The organism is Phytohabitans flavus (genome assembly GCF_011764545.1).
Taxonomy (GTDB): domain Bacteria; phylum Actinomycetota; class Actinomycetes; order Mycobacteriales; family Micromonosporaceae; genus Phytohabitans; species Phytohabitans flavus.
In genome coordinates this window covers 8880498-8897195 of sequence record NZ_AP022870.1, presented here as the reverse complement: position 1 = coordinate 8897195, position 16698 = coordinate 8880498, and the positions used below count along the sequence as shown (strand labels likewise).

The following is a 16698-nucleotide window of genomic DNA, read 5'->3' as shown; positions in this document are numbered from 1 at the left end:
CTGGAGCCCGGCGGACATCGCGGTAGCCCAGGTCTGTCTCTTGGAATGGGAACAGGACCCTGACATCGAGCGCCGAAGGCGCGGTCAGGCTGTCGGGGCTGAGTCGCGGGTCAGGGCCGGCTCGGTCGCCTGGGCGGGCCAGCCGGCCAGCCAGACGCGGCGCGCGCTCCAGACCTCGCGCCACGGGCTCTTGCGGCCCAGCATCGCGGCCAGGCCGCCGCGCAGGCCCACGCCGGCGGCGATGAGCGTCCGTGCGGTGGCGGCGCGGCCCGGGGTCCAGCGGAGCCGGACGAAGGTGCACTTGCCGCGCAGCAGCATCACGATTTTGCGAGAGCTCGTGCCGGCCGAGGCGCCGCCCAGGTGGAGCAGCCGGGCCTCGGGCACCAGCACCGGCCGGGCGCCGCGCTCGCGGGCGCGGACGCAGAGGTCGATGTCCTCGCTGTACATGAAGTAGTCGGGCGTGAAGCCGCCCAGCGCGGTGAACAGGTCGCGCCGGATCAGCATCAGGCAACCGGAGACCGCCGGGACCTCGCGGGCGGTGGTCCGGTCGTACCCGGGAAGCTCCTCGGGGTTGAACAGCGGCCCCAGGCGGCGGAAGCGGCGGCCCAGCGTGGAGAGGCCCAGCGCGAACGCCACGTACTGCCGCAGGGTGGGCAGCGCGAAGCAGGAGCGCATGTCGTCGGTGCCGTCCGGATGCAGCGTGCGGCCCGTGTAGATGCCGTGCTCGGGGTGTGCCGTCGCGTACGCGACCAGCGCGCTCACCACATCGCCGTCCGGCTCGGTATCCGGGTTGACCAGCAGCAGCCAGTCGCCGCGGGCGTGCTGGGCGGCGCGGTTCATCGCGCGGCCGAAGCCCACGTTTTCCGGCAGTTCCTCGACGGTCGCCGTGGGGACGGCGGCCCGGATCGCGTCGGCCGAGCCGTCGCCGGAGGCGTTGTCGACCACGATCGTCTCGAACGTCGTGCCCGGGCAGGACTCGCGCAGCGCGGACAGGGCGCGCACGGTCAGGTCGCGCGTGCGGTACGAGACCATCAGCACGCTCACGGTCGGCGTCATCCGGCGACCGCCTGCCGGGACGACTCGTCGCGGCCCCAGCCGGTGGCCCGCCGCGCGCGCATCTCGGCCGCCGCGGTGATCGCGACGTAGCAGACCGCCGCCGGGCCAGCCACGGGCGCGGCAGGGCCACGTCGCGCAGCCAGGACGAGTTTTCGGCCGAACGGGTGCCGGCGGACTCGTTGCGCAGGGCGCGGTTGCCGGCGCGCACCCGGGCCAGCCGGCGGACCAGGTCGCGGGTGTGGCGCGGCGCGGCGACCCGGGAGACCACCGCCGGCACCTCGCGCTTTTCGCCGGGGCGAAGAGCGAGTCGAGGAACAGGTCGTCGGCGATCACCCCGGGGAAGCTCTCGAAGCGGTCGCGCCCCTCCTTGGAGAGTGCGATCACGCCCCGCCCGAAGAGCGCGTTGCGGAAGAGCGGCAGCCGGTTGTTGATGGCGTAGTAGCCCTTGACCGGTACCGCCGAGCCACGGGTGACCATGCGCCGTACCGCCGTCGACGCCAGCACGCCCGGCATGTCGAGCGCCCCCACGATCACGTGGATCTGGGCTCCGGTAAGCGTCATGTCGGCGTCGAGGTACACCCGGGGGAAGCTCGCCGCCACCGCGTCGCCGGCGTTGAGCGCGCCGGCCTTGCCCGCCTCGGCCAGCTCGACGACGCGGACGCCGGCGTGCTGGCGGGCGACTTCGGCGGTGTCGTCGGTACAACCGTTGGTGACCACGGTGATGTCCAGGTCCGCACCGCCCTCGCGGAGCGCGGACAGGCACCGACTGATCACCGCCGACTCATTGTGCGCGGCGATCACGACGCTCACGGTCATTGGTTGGACTCCGGGCGGGTCAGTGCCGGCGTGGTCCCCTCGGCCGCCGCGTGGCGCGGCGCCGGGCCCCGGCGTGGTACGGGTATCGCGTCCGGGGCCGTCTCGCCGTCAGCCTGGGCCCGCCGGCCCCGAAAGAGGCGGTGCCACATCGCCGCGTACCGCACGCTCTGGTGCTCCCACGACAGCTCGGTGTCGAACCGGTCGAGCGCGATCTTGGCCATCGCTTCCCGCCGCTCCGGGTCGTCGAGCAGCGCGTCGATCGCGGCGGCGAACTCGGCGGGCGCGCCGGTCTCGACGTACGCCGCGGCGTCGCCGGCCGTACGGCGGGTCTCGATCAGGTCCACGGCGACGACCGGGACGCCCCGGCTCACGTACTCGACGCTCTTGGCCATCGTGGACAGGTGGTTCATCCGGGTCGGCAGGTCGGGCTGCACGCCGACGGTCGCCGTCTGGAGCAGCGCGTCGACCTCCTCGCCATTGAGCCACCCGGTGAACTCCACCCGGTCGGCCACACCCCGCGCGACCGCCAGCTCCTTCAGCTCCTCGAGCGTCTCGCCGTCGCCCGCGATGACCACCCGCCAGTCGCGGGCCGGGCGGCGGCGGGTCAGCTCCTCCGCCGTGTACACGACGGCGGCGACGTTGTCCTGCTTGCCGAGCACCCCTAGGTACACGATGCGGTGCATGCCGTCCGCGGCGGTGACCGGCGCGGTGGGCGCGATCTCCCGGGCCGACGGACCGTTGCGCACGACCGTCACCTTCGCCGGCGACACGCCGCGCCGCAACGCGTTCTCCCGGAACGACTCGTTGGTGGCGACCACCGCCGAAGCCGTGCGCAGCGTCAGCCACTCCATCGCGGTCAGTGTCCGGAACACCACCGGGTTGGGCGCGTCGTCGCTGCGTGTCGCGTACACCTCCGGCGACAGATCGTGGTGGTCGAAGACCCACGGCCGGCCCAGCGCACGGACGAAGAGCGCCAGCGGCCAGTACACGTCTGGCGGGTTGCACACCTGCACGGCGTGCGCCCGGCCGCTCAGCACCTCGCCGAGGAGGCGGAAGGCGATGCAAAAGAACGACCAGAGAAACTCGGCCGCGAACGTGAGCACGCCGGAACCGTTGAGATACACCGGGTACGGCTTCAGCCGCGTGTTGCGGCTACCGGGCAGCACGCGAAGGTCGGGATTGCCCCGGGGCGCGATGACCGTTACCTCGTACCCGTTCTCCTCCAGTGTCAGGCACTCCCGGATGACCCGGCGATCGCGCTCGGCCGGCAGGTTGGCGATCAGGATCGTGACGTGTCGGCGCCGCGCACGGCGCAGCGGTCGGGACTGATCAGCGGTCAACGCGGCTCACCTCGCGGTAAGGGCCGGCCGACGGCGAGGTGGAGGAGAGCACCTGATCTCGTCGGCAGGGAACGTGTTTCGAGCGTGCGCCCGGCAAGTCTCCTGCACCGGCAGCGGGCGCGCAGTTGGTTTGTCGCCTTGCTTACACAGAACTCCCGCAGGGGTGACACCAGCCGGGCCGTTCGGTGGAGAGGGGTATGCGCGAGCACTATATGGCGGCCGGCCGTTCGTCTCCCACGGCTGCCTCGATGGCCCGTACCGCCTCGGCCGCGGCGCGATCCCAGGAGAACCACGCACGGATGTCGGCCATGCCGGCGCGGGTCTTCTCGTAGATCGACTCGTCGGCGAGCACCCCGGCGACGAGCGTGGCGAGCTCCGCCGGGTCGTCCCTGGACAGCAGCGCGCCGTTGACCCCCGGCTTGATCATCTCGGGCATCGCGAACGCGTCCCGGCCCACGCACGGCAGGCCGCGGGCGAGCGCCTCGGCGAACACCAGGCCGAAGCCCTCGATCCGGGTCGGCAGCACGAAAAGGTCGTGGTGGTCGTACAGCGCGGCCACCTCGCGCAGCGGCAGCGACCCCCGGAAGTCGACGCCCTCCGGCGGCCCGCCGGCCAGCGGCCACTCGCGCGGGCCGACCATCGTCAGCGTGATGCCCGGGTCGACGTCGCGGCGCAGGATCTCCAGCGCGGCGAGCACGAGGTCGGCGCCCTTGCCCTCGAAGGTACGGCCGACGAACAGCAGCCGCCGGCGCGGCCCTTCCGGCGCGGGCGGGCGGCTGTCCGCGGCGCTCGCGTCCAGGTGCAGGCCAGGGTGGAGCACGTGCACCTTCTCCGGCGGCAGCCCGGTGTCCTCGACGAGGCTGCGCGCGAGCCAGTGGCTCATCGCGAAGACGCCGGTCACCCGCTCGTACACCCGGTGCTGGCGCTCCCGGCGGCGGCGCAGCTCGTCCAGCGAGAGCTCACGGAAGATCGGCGCGCCCGCTTCGAGCAGCTTGATGAGCGCGTCGAACGTCATGTCCTGGTACACAAAGAACGGCCGGTCAAGCGGCGCCAGGTCCTGGATCTCCAGGACCGCCTCGCACCGGCCCCGGGCCGCGGCCCGCTCGATCTGGCGCTGGCAGTACGCGTCGGTCATCCGCGCCTGCTCCCACATCGTGCCCAGCCGCCCGTCCCGGTAGCGCAGGTGCATGGCGGCCAGGGCGCCACGGGTGGCCCGGTTGAGCGTGACGCCCACGTCCTGTACCTCGGCGATCCGGCGCATCGCCGCGCGCAGGTGCCACGGTGTGTGAGACCAGGTGGACGGTGCGTGGCGATCCCACAGGCACGCGAACCCGATGCGCATCGAGATCCTTCCGGCTGCTGGCAGCTTGGCGGTGCTGGACTACGGTGACCCGCCGGCCGGGCGTGTCGCCGCAATTCTGCCGGGCGCGTCGGGTACCACAATCCTCCGTCGGGTTTGCGACAATGCCTGCTCTTCAGGGGAAAACCTGGCGCTGCGTAGCCCGTTTCCAGGCCATTCAGCGCCGTTCCTCGGCTTTTGGTGGCGTTGCCAGGCTCGGGTGGGCAGGTCACACTCTTCATGGACGCGGGCCGTGGAAGGATCAAATGGATCTCTGGGATGTCACAAAGGTGTTGTGGCGCCACAAGTGGGTGGCGCTGCCCCTTCTGGTGTTGACCCTGGTCATGGCCTACTTCGTCTCCTCCAGCGTCAAGCCGGACTACAAGACGACAGGGCACGTGACCCTGCTGCCGCCCAGCACGCAGAAGGCCGTCGATCCGAAGAAGGCGCCGACCACGACGACGGTCAGCCCTTGGAATGTTTACTCGCTCGCCGACGCGCTCGTGATCTACTCGGCGCGGGCGGACATCAAGCGCGAGCTCAGCAGCGAGGGCCTCTCCGAGGAGTGGGTCGCCTCGATCGGTGGCACGCAGCTGCCCATCGTGGAGATCGAGGTCGTGGCCAGCTCGGAGCAGCTCGCCAAGGCGACCCTCGCCCGGCTGATCGACGCGCTCACCGCCCAGCTCGAGCGGCTCCAGTCTCCGTATGGTGTGGAGGGTGGCGAGGCGATCACGCTGGAGGCGCTCGACTCCGGGCAGAACGTCCAGGTTGTCACGTCGAATGTGAAACGGACGCTCATCGTCGTGACGGCGATCGGGCTGATCTTGACGCTCTCGATCGTGCTCCTGCTGGACGCGCTCCTGCGTCGCCGCGAGGTGCGGAAGCGGGCGGGTTCGGCCGGTACGTCCGGCTCCGCCTCGGTGCCGGCCCGGCGATACCAGCCAGGGCAGCAGCCCCAGTCCAGCGAGACCCAGATCATCCCGGGCAAGCCGGTGCGCGTCTCCAAGACGGCCCGAGCGCGGGCCGGTGTCGGCTGGCCGGAGGGCGAGGGCACGCCGTCCACCAATGGCAACGGCAGCAATGGTAAGAGCAAGGGCCGCGTGGTGCAGAGCAAGGCAGCGGCACCACCGCCCGGCCGGCAGCAGCCCAACCCCGGAGAGACCGGTTCCGGTGGGGGCCGCCGGCCGACCGGCGACGACGACGAGCAGACGATCGTGATCAGCGGGATCGGAAATTGGAATCGCCGCGAGTCCGGCCAGCAGCAGCCGGAGGACGGCGACGGCAAGCAGTCCGGCAGCCGTCACGCGCCCGATTCCGGCTCCCTGCCTGTCGCGGAGGACGCGACCACGGTCCTACCGCTCGGCCGCCTGCGGTGGGTCAGGCCCGAGCGTGACGACGGGCAGCGGCCACCGTCGCCGGCCTCGCCGAATTGACCCTCAGCGCCGTCGACCTCGACCCCTCGCTGGTCGACACCGGGACTTACACGTCGCGGCAGCGGCGGCACCTGATCGACGTCAGCTTCCTGATCAGCCTGCTCGCGCTGCTCGCCCTGATGCTGCCGGCCGGCTTGGTCCTGCCCCAGTTCAGCGACCTGGGGCGGCCAGCGACGCTGATGGGCCTCGCGCTCTTCATGGTGTGGGTGCTGGCCCGTGCCCACCCGCGGCTCGCCACGCGCGGGCCGCAGCCGATGCGCTGGGCTGTCGCCGCGTACCTGACCAGCTTCATGATCTCCTACGCCGCAGGGCTCTACCGCTCTATGCCATCGATCGAGGCCAGTGGCGCTGACCGGGCAATTCTCGGCTGCCTCGCCTTTCTCGGCCCGATGGTCGCGTTCGCCGACGGGGTGCCCAATCGGCAGCGGCTGGACGCCGTCATCCAGACGATGGTGTTCGGGGCCGGCGGCATGGCCTTCATCGGCATCACCCAGTCCATTGTGGGCATCGACCTCACCGTGTATATCAAGGTGCCCGGCCTGGTCAACCTGAGTAACTACGGCGGCGGCATCCCGGGGGCGGAATCGATCCGCTCCGGCGTGGCGAGCACGGCCGCGCACTACATCGAGTTCGGCGCATTGATGGCCATGATCCTGCCGTTCGGCGTGCACATGGCCCGATTCGCGGAAAAGGGCCTCGCACGGCAGACCAGCGCCGTCGCCACCGTGCTGATCCTCGCCGCGATCCCGATGACCGTGTCCCGCACCGGGACCCTCGCGCTGCTGGTCACGCTCGTCGTGATGGTTCCGTTCTGGAGCTGGCGGATGCGGTACAACCTCGGGCTGCCGTTCCTCGGGCTGATGGGGGCGCTCGCGGTGGTCCGGCCGGGCCTGCTCGGCTCGGTGACCGGGCTCTTCTCCAACTGGGGCAACGACCCGAGCGTCCAGGGACGCAAGGACGACTACGAGATCGTCGGCTACTTCTTCAGCCAGCGACCGTGGTTCGGCCGTGGGCAGGGGACGTTCATCCCCAGCGTCTACACGTTCCTCGACAACCAGTGGCTGGGCCACGTGGTCAGCGGCGGCATCGTCGGTGTGGCCACGCTCGCCGGCCTGCACCTGACCGCGATCGTCCTGGCCATCATGGCGTTCCGGCGCTCCACGAAGCCAGCCGACCGCCACCTGTGTGGCTGCCTGATCACCGTGCAGATCGTGGCGATCGTCGTGGAGGGCACGTTCGACGCGCTCTCCTTCACGACGTTCGTGGCGATCGTCTCGGTGGTGACCGGCTGCGCCGGCGCGCTGTGGCGGCTTGTGCACCCCTCACGCCAGGTACGCACCCAGGGCCCGGGCGCGGTGCAGCACGACCCCACCAGCGAGGAGTTCGCCCCCACCAAGCCCTAGACCTCTTTCGGGCTCGGGGTCACATTCAATTTCTTGAGATGGCATTTCCCCGGTCCGCGTCAGTCGCAGACCGTATGCTCCCGCGGGCACCGCGCAGGCCGGCGGCTCGCTAGCGCTCGCCGAGATCCCCGACCTCCGCTGCCAGGTCCGCGGTCCAAGCCCAACCCCCTGAAGGGGTTCCTCATCGCCGCGAGCTGTCGAGCTGGGCGCGTAACCGCGCCCAGCCACAGACCTGCCGAGTCGCCTATGCGCCAACCCCCGAGCGAAGTCAAGGCTGGGCTTGATCCCTCAGACCGGAACCGGAGGTCGCGGTCGGCCGACCGCGACCTCCTGGGGTGAGCCCTGCCAACCGCGAAGGCTGAGGCTGCGGGAAAGCACCCCCAAGAAAACGCTCCGCTGCGCTCCACGTTTCCCCGGGGACTCCACGTAGCGACGCCGATCAAGGCCATGGCCGCCGGCTTTCCATGATCGGCGCAACCAGCGCCCCACCCGGCTGCGTCCGTGGCGAGAAATTGCCCTTGGAAGGGCAATTTCTCGCCACGGACGACCGCAGCACCCACCGATCAAGGCCATGCCCCCCACTCGACAGCGCCGGCCGTCCGCGACGTCGCCCTGATCGGCGCGGTGGGATCGGAGCACGCAGCGATCAAGGGAAACATGGGGTCAAGGTTCCCCAGCTTTGCGCATCGCGCACCAGCTAGGCCTCACCGACCCGGGGTTTTGGATTGTGGAACGCGGAGGGTGAGGCTGCGGGAGCAGCGGCCCGGACCACAACGAACGCCGCGGTAGCCCAAATCTTCATCAGGCAATGCGCCCACAGCCTCTAGAATCTGCTAGCCCTCCTGGCGGCGCGGCGGGCCGGACACCGGTACGTCGGCGAAGGAGGCCACCGTGCGGTCGGCGTACGCGCTCCCGTCGCCGTACTCCATCGGACCGTCCCATGTGGTCGGAAGTGGCAATGTCACGCCCGGCGCGACCCGGGAGACGATCTCGTCGAGCACCCGCTCGGAGTCGCCGACCCACAGGTGCTTGCCCCCATCGACGCCGACGACCTCGGCCTGGGGTAGCGCGGCGAACCGGCGGCGGGCCTCCTCCGGCCTCAGGTAGTCGTCGTGCTCCGGGATCAGCGCGATGACCGGCTTGCCGGAGGCGGCCCACACCGCCAAGTCGTCCTCGGTGATGAAGCGCAGCGGCGGGGAGAGCAGGATCGCGCCGGTGACCGACGGGTCACAGCCGTACTTCAGGGTCAGGTCAGTGCCGAACGACCAGCCGACCAGCCACACGTCCGGCAGCGAGCCGAACTCCGCGTACTCGATCGCGGCCGCCACGTCGAAGCGCTCGCCGACCGCGGTGTCGAACTCCCCTTCACTCGTGCCCCGGACGCTGCTCGTGCCCCGCGTGTTGAACCGCAGCACAGCCAGCCCGGCCAGCGCGGGCAGCCGCCACGCCGCCTTGCGGAACACGTGGCTGTCCATCATGCCGCCGTGTGTGGGCAACGGGTGCAGGCAGACCAGGGTCGCGACCGGGTCGCGGTCGACCGGGAGGGCAAGCTCGCCGACCAGCTTGAGCCCGTCGGCGGTGTGCAGCTCGATGTCCTCCCGCCGGCCGGGCAGGATCGAGTTGGCGCGGATCTTCTCACTCACCGGACAAGTCTGTCACCGCGGCCGCCCACCGGACCGGTGAACCGGGCTCCCGGTGGCGGCGCTCACCGCCGCCGCTCCCGCGCCCGCCAGCAGCCGGAGTGCCAGTGGCGGCGGTCGGTCTCGTCGCCGCGCCCGTCCGCCGGCCAGGCCACCACGTGCGGGGTACCCGGGCGGATCTCCTGGTTGCAGCCGGGACACCGGTACGTCTTCGCGGACGCCTTTCCGGGGATCGTGCGTACCGTCCACTCGCCGTCGCTCCACTGCTGGACCACCTGCATTCCCTGCCGGGCGCGATCGAGGTCGAGCGGGGGCGCCTCGTCGCGGCGCTGGTTTCGGCGGGGCATGGTGTCAGGGCAGGCGTGTGTGGTGGATGACCAGGGATCGGTCGATCGCCCAGACGCGGTAGAGCATGCTGCGACGGTACCGCGTCACGCGGCGCGGGTGAGCAGCACCAGCCGCACGCCCTCGAAGGTGCCCTGTGGCGTGACCCGGTACGGCCGCAGAAGCTCGCGCCGGTCGGCTGTGAGCCCGGACAGCGGGTCCGGGGAGTACGTCGTGCTGATCAGCCAGATCCGCTCGGCTGCGACCGGCTGGCAAACGGGCTGGTCCTTGAGGGCACACTCGGCCGCGGAGTACGACCCACGCGCGACCGACGTCTGCGTCATGAACACGTCCGTCGGCCGGGGGTCGTCGCGCATCTCATAGTCGACCGCCTCGCGCGCGAGGTCGGAGAGCTGGCCAAAGACGTCGTTGTAGGCGATCGCGTCACCCGGCCGCGCGTTGGCCCGGATGACGTCGATTGCACCCTTGTAGTCGGGCTGTCCGATGACCGGGCTGGCCCGAACCTCCCGCTGGCCGGGCACCACCGCGTACGCGAACAGCGGAAGCAGCAGCATCGCGCCCAGCAGCCGAGCCCAGGTCGTCTGCCGGCGGGTGACGAAGCCGCCGACCGCGCAGACCGCCGTGGCGGCCAGCAGCGCCCACGCGGGAAGCGTGTAGAGCACGTACCGGGCGAGGAACATGTGCAGCACCGGGTACGTGACGTAGACGAAGACGATGGGAAGCACCGCCCACACGACCAGCACCGGGGCGACCACTCGGTGCCGGCGCCACAGGGTGACCGCGCCCAGCACGCCGAAGACGCCGATGGCGGCGGCGGCCGGCCAGGACAGGAAGAGCTCGCGCGGGAACGACGCCACCGCGTCGAGGTCCGCCTTGATCCAGGAAATCGAGGCGGACTGCCGCGACGCGAACGACAGCAGCGGGATAACCCCCAGGCTGGCGAAGCCGACAGTGCCGGCCCACCGGTACCGGCGGCCGTCGTCGCCGTCGGTCATCCGCACGACCAGCAGGATGTGTGCGGCCAGCACGATGAGCGAGGCGAAGTGGAGCAGGCCGGCCACGACCACGCTCGCGCCGTAGAACACCCAGCGCCGCCAGACGGGCCGGTCCATCGCCCGGGTCAGCAGCAGCGTCGACACCACCACCATCATGGTGACGAGCGCGTAAGAGCGGGCCTCCTGTCCGTACCGGCTCACCGCGGGAATGCCGGCGAAGAGCAGCCCGGCCACCACCCCCACGGACGTGTTGACGAGCCGACGGCCGAGCAACGCCAGGCACCCCGCCGCCACCGCCATCGCGATCAATGACGGCGCCCGCATCGCCGCAGGCGAGTCGCCCGCGACGGCGATCCAGACCCTGATGACCATCAGGTACGCGGTGTGCACCAGGTCGGTGTTGGACAGCAGGTGGGCCAGGTCGCGGAAGGAGAGCGTGGCCGCGTGCCAGGTGGCGTACTCGTTGTTCCACATCTGGCGGCTGCCCACGCCCACCGAGCCGATCACCAGGGCGGCGAGGAACGGCAAGATCGCGAAGAACGCGGTCGACCGGCGCTCCGGCTGCTCCGGCTGCGCCTCGGGCTGCGGGCCATCTTCCCGCACACCAACCTCGGGGCGGTCAGGAGCAAGCACCATCGCCGGGAATCCCTTCGCTACTCGACACGGAAGTTACCCGGAAATCACTTGACCTGGAACCCGTACACCGGGCTCTTGGCCTCGCTGCGGAAACTGCGGATCGCGGCGGTGTCTTCGTCGATGTTCCAGTCCCCGGACCCGTCGTTGTTGAACCAGATGAGACCGAGCATGTCGGACCTGTCGGCTACGCCCTCGAAAAGGTCTGAGATGTGGTCCGGCCGTGCGGAACCCGGCTCGGCGGCCGTCTCGACGATGAGGAACGGCTTCTTCGTGAACTCGCGAATCTGGTCGAGCGTGGGCTCGAAGAGCGTCCCGAACGTCTTCTTACCCTTGCGCGTGTAGTAGCCGTCGATACCGATCCAGTGCACGTATTTGTCGCCCGGATAGTACGGCTTCAGCTTGACGTTGGGCATCGGGTTGATCACGTTCGGCGTCCAGGCCCAGATCACGTTCGTGGCGTCGGCCTTGGCGAAGAGCCCGTGGATGTGCCGCCAGGCCGCGACGAAGTCGGCCGGCTTGTTGCGCTGGCGCCCCCACGGGTACCAGTCGCCGTTCATCTCGTGGGCGAACGTGAGCACGATCGGCACGTTGAGCGTCCGGACGGCCTTCGCGAACTCCAGGATGTACGCGTCCTGCTTGCCCGCCGCGATGTCGGCGAGCTTGGGCTTGAACGGCTCCCACCGGATGACCGGCAGCGCGCCGTACTGGTAGGCCTTTCTAGCTTCGCTGACCGCGAACTTGTCGTCGAAGCTCTCGTAGATCGCGATCAGGTTGGGCTGCTTGCCGACGCTGCCGGCCCACTTCTCGATCTTGTTCATGTCGGGCGGCGCACCGTTGATGGCCACGCCGAGGTACTTCTTGTCCGGCGTGAGCAGGTGGGTGATGTCGTACGGCGGTGGCGGCGTCGGGCTCGGGCTCGCCTCCGGCCCCGCCGACGCGGCAACCGCCGTTTGCTGACCGGCCACCGACTTCAGCACCTTCGACATGTTGAGCTGGCTGACGAGGGCGTACTCCGAGACGGCGAGAGCGACGATCGCGAGGGCGACGACGATGTGCCGGCTCTTCACATCACGACCTCGACATCCTTGCGTGGGTCGACGAGCAGCGCCTGGGCCACGATGGAGAGGAAGAAGAGGCCGCTCAGCATGGCGGGCGCGAAGATCAGCGCGTCGCCACCCATCATCCGGTAGCCGGCGAGCGCCACCCAGACAAGGCCGACGCCCGCCGTCCAGTACCGCAGACCGTTCCAGAGCCGGGCGGTGCGGTTCTTCTTGGCCTTACCGCCGGTCGGCTGCCAGCCCATCTGCCGCCCGCGCAGGATGTCGTAGACGGCATACAGGTGCGCCCAGCCGTACAGCAGCTTGACCGTCCACGCCTCCAGCCCGTACTTCGACCTGTGCCACAGCGGGAACAGCACCAGGTTGTAGATGACGCTCGGGACGATGAGCAGGTAGTTCGTCACGGCCATCTCCTCGGGGAAGAACAGCAGCATGACGAGCGGGATGATCGGACCGGCGACGGTGAAGATCCCGGTGTGCAGGTAGTAGCAGAAGCCAGAGACGTAACTGAGCCGGCTGCGCAGGCGCAGCTTCGTCTGCCAGAACTTCTTCGACCCGAGCAGGCTCATCGACCCGGCGCACCAGCGGTACTGCTGGGTGAAGAAGGAGTCGACGTCGCCTGGGCAGAGCCCGGCCGCGAGAGCGACCGGGATGTACTTCAGGTGCCAGCCCTTCATCCGCAGGTCGAAGCCGGTGTGCACGTCCTCGGAGTGCTCGATCAGAGTCGACCCGCCGATGTCGTCGAGCGCGGCCCGACGGTAGAGCGCGCAGCTGCCCACACAGATGGCGGCGTCGTGATGCTGGCGGGAGACCTGGACCGAGCGGTAGAAGAGCTCCTGCACGGTGCCCGCCCCGCGCTCCACCCACCCTTGTCCCTTGTGGACACGGAAGAACTGCGGCGACTGGACGATACCCAGGGTCGGGTCGGCGTCCATGTACGGGAGCATCTCGTCGAGCATGTCGTGCCGCGGTGAGAAGTCAGCGTCCAGCACGAGGATGAAGTCACCGAGGGTGCGCTCGAAGGCATACCGCATGTTGCCGGCCTTCTTGTACCAGCCGCGGTTGGGTCGGCGCTGGTAGACGAAGTTGAAGGCGAGCGCCATCCGCTCCATGTCTTCGGTCGGCGAGTCGTCCAGCACATAGACCGTCACGTTGCCGCCGTAGTACGTGGCCATCTGCCGTACGTACTCCCACGTGTTGGCGAGCACGTGCGGCGGCTCGCCACAGACCGGCAGGAAGACGTCGACCGGCGGGTACCGCTCCGGCTTCCACTCAGCGACGAGCCGCCGGTGCTCCTTGACGTCGAAGCTGGGCGTGAACAGGTTTACCACGACCGAGATGACGTAGTAGGCCAGCGTGAAGAGGAGCAGGGGCGTCAGCAGCAGCAACGCGGGCGCGAGCCGGAGGAAGAGGACCTGGCTCACCACGAGCGAGCCGAAGCTGACGAACGAGAAGAGCATCAGCGGGGCCAGCCGCCGCTTGCGATAAAGGAACTTCTCGTCGTCGGTGGGTGGCAGCGGCACCGGCGCGTAGGCCGGTCGCGCCGGTGGAACCGCGCTCTTGGTGCTCCGCTGGCTCGGCGCCCTGAGGCTGCCCGGCACTCGGAACTCGGCGGTGGCGTCGGGCGGCAACGGAGCGTCGGTGCGGGCCGGCGAACCCACGGCGAGCTTCTCCTCAGCGAGTCGAGGGGTAACCAAGGCAGTTAACTTGACGAGCCACTGAGGCCACAAGCCCTGTGAACAGAAGCACAGCAAATCACCGCGAAGCCACCCTCCCCGTTGCGCCCGACCGCTAGATAAGGCACAAAGCCCACAAAAGCCCGATGCGGCGGACAATAGCCCGACGGCCAAACCATACAAGCCGATGCGACAAGGTGCACCACCGTAGCCGGACGGCCCTACGCCCTCGCCACTACCACGGGGTAGGCTCCCCGACGGCCCAGGGTAGACGCTTCGACTGGAGGAGCCCCGCAGTGACTGACGTCGGGTTCGCACATGGACCGCAGCCGGTACCTATGTGGAGCCCGGAGTTACGCCGTGGTCTCAGTCGCATCCTCGTACTGACCGCGCTCCTCGTAACGGGACTGGCCGCCGCCGCACCCGCCCAAGCCGCCGACAATCTGGTGCAAAACCCCAGCCTCGAGGCCAGCACTTCCGGGTTTCCAACCTGCTGGGAGAAGAGCGGCTATGGCGAGCACACCTTCTCCATCGGCACGACCACGGACGCCCACACCGGCAATGTCGCCAGCAAAGTAACCATCAGCGGGTACACGTCCGGTGACCGCAAGGTGATGATGCTGAAGAACGCGACCTGTGCCCCCAAGGTGACGCAGGGCCGACAGTACGACTTGTCCGTCTGGTACAAGTCCACCACCGTGGCTGCCGCGCTGACCCTCTTCCGGCACGACGCGAGCGCCGGCTGGCAGTACTGGACGGACTTGGCGACGCTCGCCGCGACCGACGCGTACAAGCAGAAGACAGTGCGCACTCCGCCTCTTCCGGCCGGCACCGACCAGATCATCTGGGGTGTCAGCCTGTACGGGCCGGGCACCTTGATCACCGACGACTACTCGATGGCGGACGCGACCGCCCTGCCGCCGACGCCGACCTGCACCGACGGCGTCGCCTGCACCAAGGGACGCTGGCAGGTCATGCCGTACCAGTCTGCGGTCCGCGGCATCCACGCGGTGGTCCTGCACAACGGCAAGGTGCTGCTCGTCGCCGGCTCCGGCAACAGCACCACCGAATTCCGCGCCGGCACGTTCCGCACCGCTGTCTACGACCCCGCGAACGGCTCTTTCACGAACGTGAACACGCCGGAGGACCTCTTCTGCGCCGGTCACGTCCAGTTGAAGGACGGGCGCGTGCTGGTGATGGGTGGCAACAAGGACTACCCCACCCCGGACGGCAGCGTCGGCTTCAAGGGCCTGCGCAGCTCGTACATCTTCGACCCGGCGACCAACAAGTACACGAAGATCAATAACATGCAGGCCGGTCACTGGTACCCCTCGGCGACCATCATGGGCAACGGCGACGTCATCTCGCTCGGCGGCCTCGGCGAGGACGCCAAGGGCACGGCCTTCACCGAGTACTTCAAGTCCTCGGAAAACCGCTGGCTGGCCTGGAACGAGGTGAAGCAGAGCTGGAAGTGGTGGGGTCTGTACCCGACGATGGTCCTGATGCAGGACGGGCGGCTGTTCTACACCGGCAGCCACACGTTCGGCGCGGGTCTCCCGGGCACCGGCGCCTCGATCTACGACTACGCCAGCGGCTCCATCACGGACGTGCCCGGCCTCCAGGACAAGGACTACCGCGACCAGTCGATGAGCGTGCTGCTGCCACCGGCACAGGATCAGCGGGTGCTCACGCTCGGCGGCGGCAACGGCCACACCAACGTGGACGCGGGCCGGCTGACCGACATCATCGATCTCAAGGCGGCCAGCCCGAAGTACGTCGCCGGGCCGCCGATCCCGCAGGGCACGCTCACCGGCGGGGCCGCACAGAGCAGCAAGCAGGGCAAGATGTACGTCTCGGCCGTGCTCCTGCCGGACGGCACCGTCTTCGAGACCGGCGGTGCCCTGCACAACCGGGCGGACCCGGTGTTCGAGGCGTCCATCTTCGACCCGATCTCCAACACGTTCCGCCCGCGGATGGCCACCGACCCTGTGCCGCGGAGCTACCACTCGTCGGCCTTCCTGCTGCCTGACGGGCGGGTCATGGCGATCGGCGAAAACCCGGGCAACGGCACGTTCGACAACCGCATCTCGGTCTACTCGCCGCCGTACCTCTTCCAGGGCGCCCGGCCCCAGATCACCTCGGTCGCCGCGACCAACTGGGGGTATGGCAGCACGCAGCAGATCACGGTCAACTCGCCGGTCGTGCGGGCGTCCTTGATCCGTCCGGCCGCCGTGACCCACTCGTCCGACCCGAACCAGCGGTTCGTGGAGCTGCCGATGACGGTCAGCGGCAACAACATCGGGCTCAACGTGACGAGCAACCCCAACATCGCTCCGCCCGGCTGGTACATGCTCTTCGTCCACGGCGCCAACGGTGTTCCGTCCATCGCCAAGTGGGTCAAGCTCGGATGATCCGGTGGTACAGGGCCGCGATCGGATGGCTGAAAGCCCGCAACCCGCTTCAGCGGTGGACGATGGCCGGCGCGCTGCTGGTACTCCTGCTCGCCGCTGGCGGCTTCGCGGTCGCCGGCGGCGAGGGTGGCAGTCCGGTCTGGTTCGGTGGCCGGCCGCCGGAGAGCGCCGCTGAGCAGGGTGAGAGCGACGCCGCGGACAGCGGTGCCGGACCCGCCGCGGCCGCCGCTGGTGGCAAGCGGGACCAGGCGGGGTCCGCGGTGTCGGCGCCGCCCCGGATCCACGAGTTCGCCGACAAGCCCGGAACGCCGGAGCGCCCACTGCCCTCGCCGACCGCGCCGATCGAGATCGAGGAGGGCAACGAGGGCTGCGACTATTCGTACGGCGATCGCACCATCTGCGTGCCCTGGGAGTTTCCGGACGGCGTGACGGATGGCTGTGCCTGGCTGCGGGAGCGTGGCTACAAGCCGCTGAAGGTCAACGGTCGCGACCGGCACAAGCTCGACCGCAACGGTGACGGCATCGCCTGCGGCGACGGCGACTGATCCGC

Annotated in this window: 12 protein-coding genes; 4 read left to right on the top strand and 8 right to left on the bottom strand. The window is 69.5% G+C overall.

What is annotated here, in order from left to right; translation table 11 throughout:
* Positions 1 to 84: 84 nt before the first annotated feature.
* The 3 genes from Pflav_RS44385 to Pflav_RS39580 all read right to left on the bottom strand — a co-directional run bounded on the left by Pflav_RS44385 (position 85) and on the right by Pflav_RS39580 (position 4554).
* On the bottom strand, positions 85 to 1872 hold the full coding sequence (locus Pflav_RS44385) for a glycosyltransferase family 2 protein (protein WP_197938860.1): 1788 nt from the start codon (positions 1870 to 1872) through the stop codon (positions 85 to 87).
* Positions 1869 to 3212 (bottom strand): glycosyltransferase family 4 protein, encoded by a 1344-nt coding sequence (locus Pflav_RS39585; protein WP_232072469.1) that lies wholly within the window; start codon positions 3210 to 3212, stop codon positions 1869 to 1871. The genes Pflav_RS44385 and Pflav_RS39585 overlap by 4 nt, the downstream gene beginning before the upstream one ends.
* A gap of 208 nt (positions 3213 to 3420) precedes the next feature.
* Positions 3421 to 4554, bottom strand: coding sequence for a glycosyltransferase family 4 protein (locus Pflav_RS39580; protein ID WP_173041665.1), 1134 nt, complete (start codon positions 4552 to 4554; stop codon positions 3421 to 3423).
* A 263-nt stretch (positions 4555 to 4817) separates the two neighbouring features.
* On the opposite strand from Pflav_RS39580, the gene Pflav_RS39575 reads away from it, so the two are divergent.
* Both Pflav_RS39575 and Pflav_RS39570 read left to right on the top strand, forming a co-directional pair.
* Positions 4818 to 5984 carry a GumC domain-containing protein gene (locus Pflav_RS39575; protein ID WP_173041664.1) on the top strand — a complete coding sequence of 389 codons (1167 nt, stop codon included), beginning with the start codon at positions 4818 to 4820 and terminating at the stop codon, positions 5982 to 5984.
* A complete protein-coding gene (locus Pflav_RS39570; RefSeq protein WP_173041663.1) occupies positions 5981 to 7387 on the top strand; it encodes an O-antigen ligase family protein in 1407 nt (468 codons plus the stop codon). The genes Pflav_RS39575 and Pflav_RS39570 overlap by 4 nt, the downstream gene beginning before the upstream one ends.
* Before the next feature lie 833 nt (positions 7388 to 8220).
* Here the strand turns inward: Pflav_RS39570 and Pflav_RS39565 are convergent.
* The 5 genes from Pflav_RS39565 to Pflav_RS39545 all read right to left on the bottom strand — a co-directional run bounded on the left by Pflav_RS39565 (position 8221) and on the right by Pflav_RS39545 (position 13722).
* Positions 8221 to 9030: an alpha/beta hydrolase gene (locus tag Pflav_RS39565; RefSeq protein ID WP_173041662.1), complete on the bottom strand. Its 810-nt coding sequence runs from the start codon at positions 9028 to 9030 to the stop codon at positions 8221 to 8223.
* Positions 9031 to 9092: 62 nt separating this feature from the next.
* The gene (locus Pflav_RS39560) at positions 9093 to 9374 is read right to left on the bottom strand and encodes a hypothetical protein (protein ID WP_173041661.1); all 282 of its coding nucleotides are present in this window, start codon (positions 9372 to 9374) and stop codon (positions 9093 to 9095) included.
* Positions 9375 to 9458: 84 nt separating this feature from the next.
* Entirely contained in the window at positions 9459 to 11003 is a 1545-nt protein-coding gene (locus tag Pflav_RS39555; protein ID WP_173041660.1) for a glycosyltransferase family 39 protein, read from the bottom strand.
* Positions 11004 to 11047: 44 nt separating this feature from the next.
* On the bottom strand, positions 11048 to 12070 hold the full coding sequence (locus Pflav_RS39550; protein WP_173041659.1) for a glycoside hydrolase family 26 protein: 1023 nt from the start codon (positions 12068 to 12070) through the stop codon (positions 11048 to 11050).
* Entirely contained in the window at positions 12067 to 13722 is a 1656-nt protein-coding gene (locus Pflav_RS39545; RefSeq protein WP_197938859.1) for a glycosyltransferase family 2 protein, read from the bottom strand. Before Pflav_RS39545 ends, Pflav_RS39550 begins: the two co-directional genes overlap by 4 nt.
* A gap of 311 nt (positions 13723 to 14033) precedes the next feature.
* On the opposite strand from Pflav_RS39545, the gene Pflav_RS39540 reads away from it, so the two are divergent.
* Complete coding sequence (locus tag Pflav_RS39540; protein WP_232072467.1) at positions 14034 to 16148, top strand: galactose oxidase early set domain-containing protein; 2115 nt, start codon at positions 14034 to 14036, stop codon at positions 16146 to 16148.
* Positions 16145 to 16693 carry an excalibur calcium-binding domain-containing protein gene (locus tag Pflav_RS39535; protein WP_173041658.1) on the top strand — a complete coding sequence of 183 codons (549 nt, stop codon included), beginning with the start codon at positions 16145 to 16147 and terminating at the stop codon, positions 16691 to 16693. Before Pflav_RS39540 ends, Pflav_RS39535 begins: the two co-directional genes overlap by 4 nt.
* Positions 16694 to 16698: the final 5 nt, after the last annotated feature.